Below are 15,754 nucleotides of genomic sequence, written 5' to 3'. Positions count from 1 at the left end.
CATATCCATTATGAAAATGAATGTTCATGAACGCTTGCATCAAGGAACGTGATGAATGCGAAATCTCGATATGACCGCCCTGCGCGCCTTCGTGACCGTCGCCGATACCGGCGGCGTCACCCGTGCCAGCGGCTTCCTGAACCTCACGCAATCGGCGGTCTCGATGCAGTTGAAGCGGCTTGAGGAAAGCGTCGGTGTCTCGCTTCTGGATCGCTCGGCGCGCAAGCTGGCGCTGACCCGGCAGGGCGAACAGATGCTGAGCTACGCGCGCCGGATGCTGTCGCTGAACGATGAGGCGATGACCCGGCTGACCGCGCAGGATTACGAGGGGCAGCTGGCCCTGGGCGTGCCGAGCGACATCATCTACCCGGCGATCCCGCAGGTGTTGCAACGTTTCAACGCGACCTTTCCGCGAATGAAGGTGCAGCTGGTCAGCTCCTTCACCTCGCGCCTGCGCCGGATGCTGGAACGCGGCGAGGTCAACCTGACGCTGGCCACCGAACCGCATCTGGACAGCGGCGGCGAGACCCTGCTGGAGCGCCCCCTGGTCTGGGTCGGGGCCATCGACGGGCAGCAATGGCGCGCGCGCCCGCTGCGCCTGGCCTTCGAGGAGATGTGCATCTTCCGCCATGCCGTGCAGCGCGAGCTGGACCGCGCCGGGATCCCCTGGGAAATGGCCGTCGAAAGCGACAACACCCGCACCATCGAGGCCACGATCAGCGCCGATCTGGCCGTCAATGCCTGTATCGAGGGGGCCGAGCCGCGCTATGTCGCGCAGCTGCGCCATGGCGGCGCGCTGCCGGACCTGCCGCAGGTCAAGATCAACATGTACGGCGCCGACCTGGCCAAGAGCGAGCCGGAAAAGGCCATGGTGGAGTTCGTCCGCCAAGCCTTCGCGACGCTCTAGAGTTCGTCGCGTTCATTCGCAGTCACGCAACGCCCTCTAACCTCTTGATGACGCATGTCCGAGAAGCTCAAAACCGGTTCCCACTTTTGAGAGACATGCTCTAGCCGGGCTCCCCCCGGTCCCTGGCCTGCGCCTGCCCCCTTCTTTGTTCTGAAAATATCCCAGGGGGGTTTGGGGGGACAGCGTCCCCCCAACCGGTCGGATTGCCGAAGGCAATTCGACGCCAACGGCAACAAGGCGCAAGCGCGGACCATGGTCAGCCCGACATCACCACCACCACCTTGCCGGTCGATTTGCGCGCCTTCATCAGGGCCAGCGCATCGGCGGCCCGCTCCAGCGGGTAGGTCGCGCCGATATGGGGGTGCAGGCGGCCCGCCTCGTAGAGACGGAACAGCTCCGCCAGGCTGTCGCGCAGGATGTCGGGCGCAAAGCCCATATAGCCGCCCCAGTAGCAGCCGATCACACTCAGGTTCTTGACCAGCAGGATATTGGCGGGGATCTGCGGCACCTCGCCGCTGGCAAAGCCGATGGGGATCAGCCTCCCGCCCGGATTGCTCGCGCGCATCGCCGCCTTGAATTGGTCGCCGCCGACCGCGTCATAGACCACATCGGCCCCGCCAAGCGCGCGCACCGCCTCGCGGATATCGCCCGTTTCGCTGTCGATCAGGTGGTGCGCCCCGGCCGCGCGCGCCACCTCCAGCTTGGCGGCCCCTCGGGCGCAGGCGATCACCTCGGCCCCCATGCCGGCGCCGATCTCGACCGCCGTCAGCCCGACACCGCCCGCGGCCCCCAGGACCAGCAGCCGTTCGCCTTTCTGCAGCCGCGCCCGGTGGTCCAGCGCCAGGTGCGAGGTGCCATAGGCCACCAGGAACCCCGCCGCCTGGTCGAAGGGCATCGCATCGGGGATCGGCACCATGCGCGCGACCGGAAAGCAGCCCGCCTCGGCCAGCCCGCCCTCTCCGGCAAAGACCGCCACGCGGGTGCCGGGGGCGGGGCCGTCCGTGTTCTGGCCGAGCGCCTCGACGATGCCCGCCACCTCCATCCCGATGGTGAAGGGCGGCGCGGGCGTGTCCTGGTAGCGGCCCGTCAGCATCAGCAGATCGGCGAAATTCAGCCCGCAGGCCGCGATCCGCACCAGCGCCTCGCCCTCTTGCGGCACGGGGCGGGGCAGTTCCTCGATCTCCGGCGCGGTATCGAACCCGTTCAATCGGAAGGCGCGCATCAATTTTCCTCTCGTTCCAGTTGCCGCCGCCGAGGCTAGCGCTACCTTAGCAGAGTGCAACCGGGCAATCGCGGGTTCCCTATGGCCGCGCTTCCACCTATGGTTGTGCGCAAGGGTCGAGCGTATGGAGTATCGAGGACTATGAAGCATCCCGTGGATGTCCATGTTGGAAAGAGGATCCGCCACCGCCGCTGGATGGTCGAGATGACGCAGCAGCAACTGGCCGAACAGGTCGGCATCAAGTTCCAGCAGATCCAGAAATACGAGACCGGCATGAACCGGGTGAGCGCCTCGCGCCTGTGGGAAATTGCGGGCGCGATGGATGTGCCGGTCAGCTATTTCTTCGACGGGCTGGAGGGCGGCACGGAGGCGTCGGGTCCGCTGCCCGGCGACGTTCTGGCCGACCGCGAGGCGCTGGAACTGGTCCGCTCCTACTACGCGATTCCGGAAAACCAGCGCCGCCAGTTGTTCGAGCTGGCCCGCGTGCTGTCGGGCAGCGCCGCTTGACGGCAGGGGCGGGGCCGTGCCACGGGGCGTGCGAGCAGCAAGAAGGCCCGCGCCCATGACCCGCCCCGCGTTATCGCAAGACCTGACCGACGATCTGATCGCCACGGCGCATGCCATGGCAGATGCCGCGCGCGCGGTGATCCTGCCCTATTTCCGCACCGTCGACCTGGCCGCCGAGAACAAGCTGGCGGGCGGCTTCGATCCGGTGACCGAGGCCGACCGCGCCGCCGAGGCCGCGATGCGCGCCATCCTGGCCGAGCGCCGCCCCGAGGATGCCATCCTGGGCGAGGAATTCGGGGCGGCCCCCGGCACCAGCGGCCTGACCTGGGTGCTCGACCCCATCGACGGCACCCGCGCCTTCATCTCCGGCACGCCCACCTGGGGCGTGCTGATCGCGGTGCAGGGGACGGATGGCCCGCTCTATGGCCTCATTGACCAGCCCTATATCGGCGAGCGGTTCGAGGGCGGCTTTGGCCGCGCCGAGCTGACCGGCCCGCACGGACCCCGTCCCTTGCGCACCCGCCGGGGCCGGGGCCTGGCCGAGGCGGTTCTGTTCACCACCTTCCCCGAACTTGGCAGCGCGGCGGAACGGCGCGGCTTCGAAGCGGTGCGCGACCGGGTGCAACTGACCCGCTACGGCATGGATTGCTACGCCTACGGGCTGGTCGCGGGCGGCCATGTCGATCTGGTCATCGAGGCGGGCCTCAACGCCTATGACATCGCCGCCCCCATCGCGGTGATCGAGGCGGCGGGCGGCATCGTCACCGACTGGCAGGGCGGCCCGGTCCATGAGGGCGGGCGCGCGGTTGCGGCGGGCTGTCCCGAACTGCATCGAAATGTCCTGAAAATCCTATCTGATTTTTAGGATTTGCGGCGGGTGGCGCGCGCGCTAGGCTGCTCGGCAGGGATGCCTGGCCGCCTTTCACCCGTTTTATGCCACGCGCCCTCACACCTCGTGACACCAAAGGGGCCGGATGAAGTGTGAGACATATATGACTGAAATCGTGATAAAATCCGCCAGCCTGATCCTGACGATGGATGATGCGGCGCGGGAACTTGCCGGCGTCGACATCCGGGTACGGGACGGCGTGATTGCCGAGATCGGCGCGGGCCTGACGGGCGGCGAGGCAATCGACGCCGCCGGATGCCTGGTGACACCCGGCCTCGTCAACACGCACCACCATCTCTACCAGAGCCTGACCCGCGCGGTGCCGCAAGCACAGGACGCGCTGCTTTTCGGCTGGTTGCAGACGCTCTACCCGATCTGGGCCCGCTTCGGCCCGGAGGAGATACATGTCTCCGCGCTCACCGGTTTGGCCGAACTGGCGCTCTCGGGCTGCACGCTGACCTCGGATCACCTCTATCTCTATCCCAATGGCGCGCGGCTGGATGACACCATCGCCGCCGCCGCGGAGATCGGCATGCGCTTCCACCCCACCCGTGGCGCCATGTCCATCGGCGAGAGCGATGGCGGCCTCCCGCCCGACAGCCTGGTCGAGCGTGAAGCCCACATCCTGAACGATTGCATCCGTGTCATCGACGCGTTCCACGACCCGGCCGAGGGCGCCATGTGCCGCGTCGGCATCGCGCCCTGTTCGCCCTTTTCGGTCAGCCGCGATCTGATGCGCGACGCGGCGATCCTGGCCCGTGACAAGGGCGTGATGCTGCATACGCACCTGGCCGAGAACGACGAGGATATCGCCTATTCCCTGGAGAAATTCGGCTGCCGCCCCGGCCAATATGCCGAAGACCTGGGTTGGACCGGCGATGATGTCTGGCATGCGCATTGCGTGAAACTGGATGGGCAAGAAATTGATCTCTTTGCGAAAACCCGCACCGGGATCGCGCATTGTCCGTGTTCCAACTGCCGGCTTGGCTCGGGCATCGCGCCCATCCGGGCGATGCGCGATGCAGGCGTCAAGATCGGTCTCGGCGTCGATGGCTCGGCTTCCAACGATTCCGGCAACCTGGTGGCCGAGGCGCGCATGGCGATGCTCTTGCAACGGGTGCAAAGCGGCGCCGACGCCATGAGCGCGCGCGAGGCGCTGTGGATCGCCACGCGCGGCGGGGCGGAGGTTCTGGGGCGGCATGATTGCGGCCAGATCGCGACCGGCAAACGCGCCGATATCGCGATCTGGGACATGTCGGGCGTCGAGGCGGCGGGCAACTGGGACATGGGCGCGGCGTTGCTTGCGGGACCGACCCGCGTGCGCGACCTGCTGGTCGAGGGCCGCCCGATCGTGGCGGATGGCCAGGTCACCAGCATTGACCTGGCCGGCACGCTCGCGCGCCAGCGCGGCCTTGCCGCGGCATTGATGGCATAGGCGGGATGGGCGCATGATCCCCCGGCTTGTCCTCTTCGTCGTCCTGGTCCTGCTGCCATTCCCGGCAGAGGCCGACCTTGCGCTGAACGCCTATCGAGAAGCGGAAGGGCGCGCGCCCCTGCAACGGATGGGCAAGCTGGACGCCGCCGCCGCGAGCCATGCCGCCGATCTGGCCGCGACGGGCCGCCTCAGCCATGAGGGGCGGGATGGATCGGATGTCATGGAGCGCGTGCGCCGCGCGGGGCTGACGCCCTGTTTCGTGGCCGAGAACATCGCCATGGGGCAGGCCAGCGATGCCGCCACGCTGTCCGACTGGGCGGCGTCCCCCGGCCACTGCCGCAACATGCTGGACCGGCGCGCAACGCTTTATGGCTTCGCCTCCGACGGCACAATCCGGGTGCTGGTGCTGGCCTCTCCTTGCTGACCGGACACCCTTTCATTTTGCCATAAATACCTGCGCCGCAGGCTGCCGTCGCTCTCAGCCAGGCACCGTCCCGGACGGCATGGGCCCCTGCCTCACCACGGGCGCCCGCAACTGCGTCCACGCAGTTGCCCCCGTCATTTCCCGCAGCCTTCCCCCTGTCATCTCCGCACCCGCCGCTTTATGTTGAGCCCGAACAGCGACCCGGGGGCAGGCCTATGGCAAAGGACGAGTTGAGCGGCACGGAGGGCTACGAGGACGCCTATGCGCTGGATGCGACGCTCTACGAGGATGTCATCGCGGCGGTCGATGCGGGGGACGAGGCGCGGCTGGACGCGCTTTTCGAACCGCTCCACCCCGCCGATATCGCCGACCTTCTGGAACAGATGTCCTCGGGCGAGCGGGCCGAGCTGCTCGGCGCCTACAGCCGCGCCATCGACGGCGAGGTGCTCTCCGATCTCGACGAGGTGCTGCGCGAGGAGGTCATCTCGCTCCTGCCCGAGGGCGCGCTGGCCGAGGCGGTGCGCGACCTGGAAAGCGACGATGTCGTCGACCTTCTGGAGGATATCGAGGATGCCGGGCAGCAGCAGGCCATCCTCGGCGCGCTCGACGATGATGACCGGGCCGCGGTCGAGGCCGCGCTCAGCTATCCCGAGGACTCCGCCGGCCGCCTCATGCAGACCGAGGTGGTCCGCGTGCCCGAGTTCTGGAGCGTGGGCGAGACCATTGATTTCCTGCGCAGCCAGACCGAGGATCTGCCCGAACAGTTCTATCACGTGATCCTGGTCGATCCGCGCATGAAGCCGGTGGGCAACGTGACGCTCGGGCGGCTCCTGTCCACCCCACGCCCCGTCATGATGCGTGACCTGGTCGAGGAGATGTTCCGCACCATCCCCGCCGACCAGCCCCAGGCCGACGTGGCCTATGCGTTCAACCAGTATCACCTGATCTCGGCCCCCGTTGTGGATGCCGACGGGCGGCTGGTGGGCGTCATCACCATCGACGATGCCATGATCGTGCTGGAGGAAGAGGCCGAGGAGGACATCCTGCGGCTCGCCGGTGTCGGCGACAGCAGCCTCAGCGACCGCATCCTCGAGACCACGAAACGCCGCTTTCCCTGGCTCTTCGTCAACCTGATCACCGCGATCCTCGCCTCCGCCGTCATCGCGCAGTTCGAGGAGACCATCGCGCAATTCGTGGCGCTGGCGGTGCTGATGCCGATTGTGGCCTCGATGGGCGGCAATGCCGGAACCCAGAGCCTGACCGTCGCGGTGCGCGCCATCGCCACGCGCGACCTCACCGGCTCGAACCTCATGCGCGTCGTCCTGCGCGAGGCCGGGGCGGGCCTGATCAACGGGCTGGCCTTTGCCCTCGTCATGGGGCTGGTCGGCTATTTCTGGTTCGCCTCGGCCGCCCTTGGCGGCGTCATCGCGGTCGCCATGGTGATCAACCTGGTGATCGCGGGGCTGGCGGGCGTATTGGTGCCGGTGACGCTGGAACGGCTCAAGATCGACCCGGCGCTGGCCTCGGGCGCGTTTGTCACCACCGTGACCGATATCGTGGGCTTCTTCGCCTTCCTGGGGCTGGCGGCGGTGGTGCTTCTCTGACCCAGGCTTGATTTCACGGGGACCAGCGCGCCTTCCTTGATCTGAAAATATCCTCGGGGGTCGTCATTGTAGCGCCATTGGTCCGGGCGACACTGGCGACGGGGCGAGCGCCCCAACCGGTCGGATTGCCGAAGGCAATTCGACCCTACCGATCCGGATCGGCGCAGCGCCTGCCTCAACCCGCCGGCATTTCCAACGTGATCGTGCGGCCGCGCTTGATATATTGCAGGGCATTCTCGCCGATCGCGGCGACCTGGCCGCCATCGAGGCGGTCGCCGCGCTCGACCGTGACGAAGCGGCCCGAGGGCAGGCGCACCAGCGCGCGCCGGTCAGACGGGCTGCCGGAGACGCCGATCAGGTTGATCCGGCGCAGGTTGATCGCGTTTTCCTGGGTCGCGGCGCGGGTCACCGAGGCCGAGCTGGGGACCGAGGGCTGCACCGTATCCGAGATGCTGGCGGCTACGACGGGCGCGGGCTCGGTGCTGTCGGCCTCGCGCGCGGTCTCGACCAGCGCCGCGAAATTCGCGGGCCGGGTGGGCGGCACGAAGGAGACCGCGACGGCCATCGGGCTGTCGCTGGTGATCTCGGCGGGGTCGGTCCCCAGGGCGAGGGTCTCGGCCTCGGATTCCGCCACTTCGGCGGTGGCAAGTTCCTGGATCGAGTCGGGGCGCGTATCGGGCCGGATCCGCGCCAGTTCGGAATAGGAGATGCCGCCCAGTATCTGCCGTTCGCGGGTTTCCTGCAGATCGGCGGGGCGCTGATCGGGGCGCAGCGCGGCCAGCACGGCGGTGTCGATCGCGCCTGCCGTCGGATCGGCCTCGCCCGCTGTGCCATCGGCCTCGGCCTCGGCGGCGGCCAGGGCTGCCGGGTTGTCGCCGGGGCGCGGTCGCGGCGTGACCTCCGGCGTGCCCGCATAGATCAAGATACCATCGGGGTTCAGCGCGCCCTCGGCCTCCGGCACGACCAACCCGTTATCATCGAAGACAAACTCCGTGTCGGGATCGACCGGAATGGTCTGCCTGCGCGGCAGGTCGCCCGCGGGGTTGAAGGCGGGGACGGGCAGGGCGATGGCGTCATGGATGGTGACGGGGGGATCGAGGCTGGCCAGCAGAACATCGTCCAGCACCTCTTCCGGCACCGGCAGGTCGATCACCGGCGGGCGCTGCCAGATGCCGGTGCGGGCATAGAAGGCCTCGTTCTCCGCGCGTGTGGGCAGGAGCGTCTCGGGATCGACGCGTGGCGCGACCGGGGCAAGATCGAGGTCGGCGTCGATATCGGGCAGAAGCTCGGGCGCCTCCGGCGTCCCGGCGGGCATCTCGGGCGCGCTGGCCTCGGGCTGCAGGCCCGCGACGCTGTCGCCCGCGGTCCCGGCCTCGGGCAGGGCGGGCGGCGCGGCGATTTCGGGGGCGGGTTCGGTGACGGTTATCACCGGCTCCTCCCGCCCCATCCCGAGCCAGCGCGCAAGCGCGGTGTCGGGCAGGTAGAGCGCGGCCCAGATCGCGATCAGGCCGAGCACCGCCAGCAGGATCAGCGTCAGGATCAGACCCGCGCGCAGCGACGGACCCTTGGGCCTGGACATCGCCTCGCGCGCCAGCAGCCCGCCTGTCAGCGAGGCATCGGCATCCGTCATCGGCGCGGCCGGCGCGGGGGATTTCCGCCCGACCGCCTTTTCCGCGCGCCGCGGCTTGGTGGCGGGCGGCGGCGCGATGGTGGCTGGTTTGGCGGCGGGGTTTTCCTGTCGCTCCTGCGCGGAGTCGGCAGCCGTGCCGTTTTTCGCGCCGGGGCGTCGGGCCAGCGTCTTGAGCCGTGACCGGATCGAGCCGACCGGGGTTGGTGTCGGAGCCGCCTCCGCCCCTGCCTTCGCCTCGGGCGCCGGGGCCGCGCCGGTCTGCGACTGTTTCTTCGCGCTCAGCCGCTTGCCCATGCCCGAAAGCCGCCCCCGCCGTGCGGGTTTCGCGCCCCCCCCCGCACCGGTCGCGGTCGAGAGCGGCGGCAGGTCGGGGCGGGGCACAGGGTCGGAGGAGGACAGGCTTGTGCTGGCGCGCTGCGCCTGGAGCTTGGTCCGCGTCAGCGGCGGCAGTTCCGGCGCGGGACCGGCGGCAGAGGGGCGCGCGGGGCTGGTTTCCGGGTCGTCAAGCGGATCGGGCAGGGTCTCGCCGCGCCCGAAGCGCGGGCGGTCGCCCGCGTCGTCTCCAGTGTCGTCGCCCATGTCGTCGCCCGTGGCGGTGCCGCGGCTCAACTCGGGAGGGGAAATACCGAAGCGCGGCGGGCGCGAGCCGATCCGGTCGGCAACGGCATCGTCCGGGTTGTCGCGATCCCGGCGCAGGCCGAAACCCTCGGGCAGGGACAGGGCCGAGAGTTGCACCTGCGCGGCGTTTTCGGCGTTGTCCCGCGTGGTCTCGGCCGCTGTGCCGGTCGCGGGCTTCGCGGCCTTGGAGGGGGCCTTGACCGCGTCCCCGGTGACGGGATCGGGGGCCGGGCCGTCCGCCCCTTCGGCGGCTTCTGGCGGGTCGGTCCTGTCCTTCGGCTCGTCTTTCGGCTCGTCTTTCGGTGCGGGGGCGTCCTTGGTCTTGGCTGTCGCCGCCTTCGCCGCGTCCTCGGCCTTGTCGGGCGCTCTATCGGCCTCAGCCTCGGGCACTGCCTCCTTTGCCGGTTCCGCTGCTGCTGCTGCTGCCTCTGCGGGCTTGGCATTCGACTTGGGCCAGCTGTCGCGCCCGAACTCGATCTCGGTCAGCGATGCGGTCCAGTCCGGTTCGCGGTCGAACAGCGCCACGCCCGGAAAGCGATTGTCCACGGGCCGCGCGGCAAAGCCCGCCGGCTCGAACCCGTGTTCCTTGGCGAAGCTCTCGGCCTCGGCCAGGGTTTCGCGCGCAACGACCGCCAGCTTGACCCGGCCATATTCCAGCGGCGTGTAATCGAAGGCCAGATCCTCGACCGGGTAGGGCGTCAGCCCCTCCAGGCCGCTGCGAATCTGCTCCAGCCGATCCTCCTCATCGGGGCCGGGCGCGGTCAGCGACGTGAACAGAACCTGGTCGTCGGGCAGGACCACCAGCGTGGTGAACTTGCCATCCGCCCGCTCCTCGGCCCGCTTGCGCAGAGCGGTCAGCGCGACCGACAGGTCGTCCACATCCAGCGGCGTATCGGCCAGCACGGCCCAATGGCCCTTTGGCTGGCGATGCGCCAATGCGATTCCATCGGGTGATAGAAACAGAGCGAATTCCGGTGCCATTGATGCCTCTGATGCCGTTCGGTCAGATCGGGCCGCGAATCCCCCCGGGACGGCCCTCATCCTGAAAACCCGGTCTCTATAGCAGGAATTCGCCAAGGAAAACCTACTGCCGCCCGACCGGGTGCGGGTTGGCGGAAATCATCCTAAGCTCTTTGGGCAAAATGTAAAAGGAAAGTCGCCGCATGAAACCTATTGTCCTTGTTCTGGGTCTGATCCTGGCCGCCCCGGTCGCAACTCCGGCCCTGGCCGATGATCCCGCAATCCTGACGGTAACCGGACGCGGTGAGGTCCAGGCCGACCCCGACATGGCGACGATCTCGCTTGGCGTCGTCACCCGCGATGCGGCCGCTGCCGATGCGCTGTCGCGGAACTCCGCCCGCATGGCGCGCATCTTCGAGGTGCTGCGGGGGGCCGGTATCGCCGAGGCGGACATGCAGACCACCCGCTTCGATCTGGCCCCGGTCTGGCAGGACGCGCGCGAGGGCGGCGGCGACCCGGCCGGGATCGAGGCCTACCGCGTGACCAATGCGCTTGCCGTGATCGTACGCGACATCGACGCGCTTGGCGAGGTGCTCGATGCGGTGGCCGAGGCCGGGGCGAACGAGTTCCGCGGCATCAGTTTCGGCCTGCAGGAACCCGGACCCCTGACCGACGAGGCCCGCATCGCGGCGGTGGAGGCCGCGCAGGCCCGCGCCACGCTTTATGCCGAGGCGGCGGGCGTCACGCTTGGCGATGTGCTGGAACTGTCCGAGCAGACCGGCCCCGAGCCGCGCCCGCAGATGATGGAGATGGCCACGCGCAGCGCGGTCCCGGTGGCGGAAGGCGCGCTGTCCCTCACGGCGCAGGTCACGATCACCTATGAGATCGAAAACCGATCCCTGTCAAATGATTAGAGCATGTCGCTCAAAAGTGGGAACCGGTTTCGAGCTTCTCGGACATGCGTCATCAAGAGGTTAGAGGGCGTTACGTGAATGCGAATGAACGCGACGAACTCTAACGCATGCCCGTTACCCTTAACGCGCGCGCCCCTATCTTCATTTTGCCAGAAATACCTTCGGGGGGTCGTCATTGTTGCGCCATTGGTCCGAGCGACAATGGCGACGGGGGCAGACAGCCCCCCCACGGATCGGATTGCCGTCAGGCAATCCGACGCAAAGGTCAGGCGGTGGCCTTGGTCAATGCCTGGTCCAGATCGGCAATCAGATCCTCGAAATTCTCGGTCCCGATCGACAGGCGCACCACGTTCGGGGCCGCGCCCGCCGCCTCCTGCTGCTCCGGCGTCAACTGCCGGTGCGTGGTCGAGGCCGAATGGATCACCAGCGACCTCGTATCGCCCAGGTTGGCGACATGGCTGAAGATCTCAAGGGAATCGACCAGCTTCACGCAGGCCTCGTAGCCGCCCTTCACGGCAAAGGTGAAGAGGGCGCCGGCACCTTTCGGGCAGACCTTCTCGATCCGGGCATAATAGGGCGAGCTTTCCAGCCCCGCATAGGTCACGAAATCGACCCGGTCGTCATTTTCCAGCCATTTCGCCACTTTCACCGCGTTCTCGACATGGCGTTCCATGCGCAGCGACAGCGTCTCGATCCCCATCAGCGTGTAATGCGCCGCCTGCGGGTTCATCGTCATGCCAAGGTCGCGCAGCCCGATCGCGATGGAATGGAAGGTGAAGGCCATCGGCCCGAGCACCTCGGCGAAGACCAGCCCGTGATAGGCCGGTTCCGGCTGGCTGAGCGAGGGGAACTTGTCCGACGCCATCCAGTCGAACTTGCCCGAATCGACGACGCAGCCGCCGGTGACGGTGCCGTTGCCGGTCAGGAACTTGGTGGTGGAATGCACCACCAGCGTCGCGCCCAGGCTGATCGGGTTGCACAGGTAGGGCGTGGCCGATGTGTTATCGACGATCAGTGGCAGGCCCGCCGCATCGGTGATGTCGGCAATGGCGCGGATATCGGTGATATAGCCGCCGGGGTTGGCGATGCTTTCGCAGAACACCGCGCGGGTGTCCTCGTCAATCGCCGATTTCACCGCGTCCAGATCGTCGAAATCGACGAATTTGGCCGACCAGCCGAAGCGCTTGATGGTCTGGCTCATCTGGGTGACCGTGCCGCCATAGAGACGGGTCGAGACCACGACGTTCCTGCCCGGCCCCATCAGCGGGAACAGCGCCATGATCTGCGCCGCGTGGCCCGAGGAACAGCAGACCGCACCGGCGCCGCCCTCCAGCGTGGCGATGCGTTCTTGCAGCACGGCGACGGTGGGGTTGGTCAGGCGCGAGTAGATATAGCCGACCTCTTGCAGGTTGAAGAGGGCCGCGGCGTGATCGGCATCGCGGAACACATAGGCGGTGGTCTGGTAGATCGGCGTCTGCCGCGCGCCGGTGGCGGGGTCGGGCTTGGCGCCCGCGTGGATCTGCAGCGTGTCGAAACCGTAGGTGGGTGCGTCGGACATCGGGCGAAAGCCTCCCTGATCAAGAAATTCCCGCATCGTCTTAGGCCAAGTTCCCCCGCGTCACAACAGAGCGCTTTGGCGCGCAGGGCGGGTGGTGCGGGAACAGGGACGGTTTCGCCAGTTCAGGCGGCGGGCAGGAATATCCGTCTTGCCAACGGCGTGAGGGACGGGACGGCCGTTCGTCACTGCTGCGCGATGGCCTCGGCGCCTTGCAGCGTGTAACCGGCCTCGGCCAAGGCCGGGATCACCTGGTTGCGCAGGCTGCGGCGCAGGACCGGGCCCCGCAAATGCAGCACGACGATACCTTCGTCGTTGATGAAAAAGGTCTCGGGCAACGCCGCCACGCCCCACTCCCGGCCGGCACGGGCCTCGGGATCGGCCCCGATCAGGTCGTAAGGGTTGCCGAGATCGGACAGGAAGCCGAGCGCATCGTCGGGCGCATCGCGGTAATTCACCCCGTAAAGCGGGTTGCCCGCCTCGGCCAGCGCGGTCAGGGTCGGGTGCTCGGCGCGGCAGGGCACGCACCAGCTGGCGAAGAAATTGACGATCACCAACCCGTTGCCTTCAAGATCGGCGCGGGTCAGTCCGGGCAATTGCGCGAGCGGTTGCAGGTCGAGATCCGGCGCCACGCTGCCCGCGCGGGTCGAGGGCAGGGCGGCGGAATCGCCCCCCCTCGCCGGATCGCCGCGATTGAGCACAAGCTGCGCCAGGAAGAAACCCGATATTGCCGCCGTGACGATCAGCGGCAGGGCCAGCAACCAGTTGTATTTCATTTGACGTTTTCCCGACGCGCCTCGGCATCGCGCAACTGGCGCAAGGTGCGCCGCGCCTTCCAGATGGATGCGGCGACGAGCACCGCGAGAAGCAGCAGCGTCCCGGCATAGGCCGACAGCACCTCGACCCGGTAGGCCCCCAGATCCGGCATCATGCCATCCTCTCGCGTTGCACCAGCGCTTGCAGGCGGCGGGCGCGGATCTCGGTCCTCGTGCGGTAGAGCACGAGCGCCAGGAAGAGCAGGAAGAACCCGCCGATACTGGTCCAGAGCGGGTAGGCGAAGACATCGGCCACGTTTTCCTCGGCATCCATCGACAGCGACGCGCCCTGATGCAGGCCCTGGTTCCAGAAGAGGATCGCGTAGCGCGAGATCACGGCAAAGACCGTGCCGACAAGGCACAGAACGGAGGTCAGGTCGGCGGCGGCGTCCGGGTTCTCGACCGCTTCCCACAGCGCGATATAACCGAGGTAGAAGAGGAACAGGATCAGGAAGGCGGTCAGGCGCGGATCCCATTCCCACCAACTGCCCCACATCGGCTGCCCCCAGACCGCGCCGGTGAAAAGACCGATCAGCGTGAAGACCATGCCCACGGGGGCGGCGGCCTTGGCGGCCAGGGCGCTGACATGGTGGCGGCGAATGAGCCAAATCAGCGAGGTCACAAGCATCATGAACCAGACCGAGGTCGCCATGATCGCGGCGGGCACATGCAGGTAGATGATCTTGACGGTGGAGCCCTGGCGGAAATCGTCGGGCGTGAAGAAGAAGCCCCAGATCAGCCCGCCGACCAGCACGATCGCGGCAGCTGCGCTGACCCATGGCAGCACAGCGCCCGAAAGGGCCATGAACTTGCGTGGATTTGCATATTCCCAGATCGACATGCGCCGCAACCTATGCCGCGTTACCTTGCATCACAATGGGGCTTGAGGACGCGCGCCTAGCGCAGATTGACGCGGAGGGCGGCGGCGGCGGCGAAGGGCATCGCGGCCAGCGTCGCCAGCGTGACCCCGGCCAGCAATGCCAGCGGTGTGGCGGCGTCCAGCCCGTCCGCCCCGCGCCGCACGGCCTCGGCCCCGAAGATCAGCGTCGGCACATAGAGCGGCAGCACCAATAGCGACATGAGCAGCCCGCCGCGTCTCAGCCCCACCGTCAGCGCCGCGCCGAAACTGCCGATGGCGGAAAGGGCGGGCGTGCCGAGCGTGAGCGACGCGATGAGCCAGGGGAACCCCTCGGCGGGCAGGTTCAGCAGCACGGCCAGCACCGGGCTGAGCGCGACCAGCGGCAGGCCGGTGGTGATCCAATGCGCCAGCGCCTTGACGGCGGCGACGGCCTCCAGCGGCAGCGGCGCGGTGGCCAGCAGGTCGAGCGATCCGTCCTCCCAGTCCAGCGCGAAGATGCGGTCCAGCGACAAGAGGCAGGCCAGAAGCGCCCCGATCCAGAGAATCCCCGGCGCGATGCGGGCCAGGGTCGCGGTCTCGGGGCCGATCCCGAAGGGCATCAGGACGGTGACGATCAGGAAGAAGGCAAGGCCAAGCCCGAACCCGCCGCCGGCGCGGAAGGCGAGCCGCAGATCTCGTAGAAGAAGTCCCTTCACAACGCGCCCTCGGACAGGAACGGATCGGCGCTCTGGCGCTCGGTCCGTGCGATGAAGGGGGTGATGTCGAGGCTTTGCACATCCTCCAGCCCGAGGTCGATATGGGTGGCGATGACAGCGATCCCGCCCGCGTCCAGATGCCCGCGCACCGCCGCGCCGAAGCGGGCGACGTTTTCGGTGTCCAGCGACACAGTCGGCTCATCGAGGCACCAGATCGGCCGCCCGGTGACCAGAAGCCGCGCCAGGCTCAGCCGCCGTTTCTGCCCCGCCGAAAGGTTGCCCGCCCGCCGGTCCAGAAGGCCCGCAAGGTCGAACCCCTCGACCGCCGCCGATATGTCGCGCCCGCCGAAGACACCCGCCCAGAAGGTCAGGTTCTCGGCGACGCTGAGCTGCGCCTTCAGCCCGTCGGCATGGCCCGCATAGGCGATGGCATCCTCGGGCGCGTCGATCCGGCCCGCGACGGGCGGCGTCAGCCCCGCCAGCGCGCGCAGCAGGGTCGTCTTGCCCGACCCGTTCGGCCCGCGCAGGACAAGCCCTTCGCCCGGCGCCAGCGCAAAGCCCACCCCGGTCAGGATCGGAACACCGCCTCGGGCGCAGGACAGGGCGTCTACAACAAGCGTCATGGGCCGAACCCCTAGCCCAAACCGGGCAAGGGGGGAAGCGCCAGCCTGTCACAGCGCGAAAGCCCTCGATTTCAGTATGCCATTGCATACAAAATCG

The 15,754-nt window shown here is 67.9% G+C and carries 15 protein-coding genes; 7 read left to right on the top strand and 8 right to left on the bottom strand.

Annotated features, from left to right (window positions below; genetic code table 11):
- Positions 1-55: 55 nt before the first annotated feature.
- Entirely contained in the window at positions 56-907 is an 852-nt protein-coding gene (locus AC13C7_RS14285) for a LysR family transcriptional regulator (protein WP_172317439.1), read from the top strand.
- 256 nt (positions 908-1,163) lie between these two features.
- Here the strand turns inward: AC13C7_RS14285 and AC13C7_RS14280 are convergent, their stop codons facing one another.
- The gene (locus AC13C7_RS14280) at positions 1,164-2,129 is read right to left on the bottom strand and encodes an NADPH:quinone oxidoreductase family protein (RefSeq protein ID WP_482867886.1); all 966 of its coding nucleotides are present in this window, start codon (positions 2,127-2,129) and stop codon (positions 1,164-1,166) included.
- Between the two features lie 141 nt (positions 2,130-2,270).
- Between AC13C7_RS14280 and AC13C7_RS14275 the strand changes: the two genes are divergently transcribed.
- From AC13C7_RS14275 to mgtE, 5 genes are all read left to right on the top strand, one after another.
- Positions 2,271-2,636, top strand: coding sequence for a helix-turn-helix domain-containing protein (locus AC13C7_RS14275; RefSeq protein ID WP_172317443.1), 366 nt, complete (start codon positions 2,271-2,273; stop codon positions 2,634-2,636).
- A 55-nt stretch (positions 2,637-2,691) separates the two neighbouring features.
- On the top strand, positions 2,692-3,501 hold the full coding sequence (gene hisN / locus AC13C7_RS14270; RefSeq protein WP_172317445.1) for a histidinol-phosphatase: 810 nt from the start codon (positions 2,692-2,694) through the stop codon (positions 3,499-3,501).
- A 127-nt stretch (positions 3,502-3,628) separates the two neighbouring features.
- Positions 3,629-4,960 (top strand): 8-oxoguanine deaminase, encoded by a 1,332-nt coding sequence (locus tag AC13C7_RS14265; RefSeq protein ID WP_482867885.1) that lies wholly within the window; start codon positions 3,629-3,631, stop codon positions 4,958-4,960.
- A 13-nt stretch (positions 4,961-4,973) separates the two neighbouring features.
- Complete coding sequence (locus AC13C7_RS14260; protein ID WP_482867884.1) at positions 4,974-5,384, top strand: CAP domain-containing protein; 411 nt, start codon at positions 4,974-4,976, stop codon at positions 5,382-5,384.
- Positions 5,385-5,599: 215 nt separating this feature from the next.
- Positions 5,600-6,988: a magnesium transporter gene (mgtE, locus tag AC13C7_RS14255; RefSeq protein WP_474886467.1), complete on the top strand. Its 1,389-nt coding sequence runs from the start codon at positions 5,600-5,602 to the stop codon at positions 6,986-6,988.
- A 175-nt stretch (positions 6,989-7,163) separates the two neighbouring features.
- On the opposite strand, the gene AC13C7_RS14250 is transcribed toward mgtE, so the two are convergent.
- Positions 7,164-10,217 (bottom strand): hypothetical protein, encoded by a 3,054-nt coding sequence (locus tag AC13C7_RS14250; protein ID WP_482867883.1) that lies wholly within the window; start codon positions 10,215-10,217, stop codon positions 7,164-7,166.
- A 182-nt stretch (positions 10,218-10,399) separates the two neighbouring features.
- On the opposite strand from AC13C7_RS14250, the gene AC13C7_RS14245 reads away from it, so the two are divergent.
- Positions 10,400-11,110 carry an SIMPL domain-containing protein gene (locus tag AC13C7_RS14245; protein WP_482867882.1) on the top strand — a complete coding sequence of 237 codons (711 nt, stop codon included), beginning with the start codon at positions 10,400-10,402 and terminating at the stop codon, positions 11,108-11,110.
- Between the two features lie 265 nt (positions 11,111-11,375).
- Here the strand turns inward: AC13C7_RS14245 and AC13C7_RS14240 are convergent, their stop codons facing one another.
- The 6 genes from AC13C7_RS14240 to ccmA all read right to left on the bottom strand — a co-directional run bounded on the left by AC13C7_RS14240 (position 11,376) and on the right by ccmA (position 15,657).
- Positions 11,376-12,668, bottom strand: coding sequence for an O-acetylhomoserine aminocarboxypropyltransferase/cysteine synthase family protein (locus AC13C7_RS14240; protein ID WP_446249274.1), 1,293 nt, complete (start codon positions 12,666-12,668; stop codon positions 11,376-11,378).
- 182 nt (positions 12,669-12,850) lie between these two features.
- Positions 12,851-13,441: a DsbE family thiol:disulfide interchange protein gene (locus AC13C7_RS14235; RefSeq protein ID WP_482867881.1), complete on the bottom strand. Its 591-nt coding sequence runs from the start codon at positions 13,439-13,441 to the stop codon at positions 12,851-12,853.
- Positions 13,438-13,596, bottom strand: a complete 159-nt coding sequence (gene ccmD, locus AC13C7_RS14230; protein ID WP_172317459.1) for a heme exporter protein CcmD — start codon at positions 13,594-13,596, stop codon at positions 13,438-13,440. The genes AC13C7_RS14235 and ccmD overlap by 4 nt, the downstream gene beginning before the upstream one ends.
- Positions 13,593-14,321 (bottom strand): heme ABC transporter permease CcmC, encoded by a 729-nt coding sequence (gene ccmC, locus AC13C7_RS14225; protein ID WP_172317461.1) that lies wholly within the window; start codon positions 14,319-14,321, stop codon positions 13,593-13,595. The genes ccmD and ccmC overlap by 4 nt, the downstream gene beginning before the upstream one ends.
- Positions 14,322-14,377: 56 nt before the next feature.
- Positions 14,378-15,034, bottom strand: coding sequence for a heme exporter protein CcmB (ccmB, locus tag AC13C7_RS14220; RefSeq protein ID WP_172317463.1), 657 nt, complete (start codon positions 15,032-15,034; stop codon positions 14,378-14,380).
- On the bottom strand, positions 15,031-15,657 hold the full coding sequence (gene ccmA, locus AC13C7_RS14215) for a heme ABC exporter ATP-binding protein CcmA (RefSeq protein WP_482867880.1): 627 nt from the start codon (positions 15,655-15,657) through the stop codon (positions 15,031-15,033). The genes ccmB and ccmA overlap by 4 nt, the downstream gene beginning before the upstream one ends.
- Positions 15,658-15,754: the final 97 nt, after the last annotated feature.

Source organism: Alterinioella sp. B-7 (genome assembly GCF_056857775.1).
Note: the sequence above shows the minus strand (reverse complement) of the source record. Positions and strands in the feature narration are given on the sequence as shown.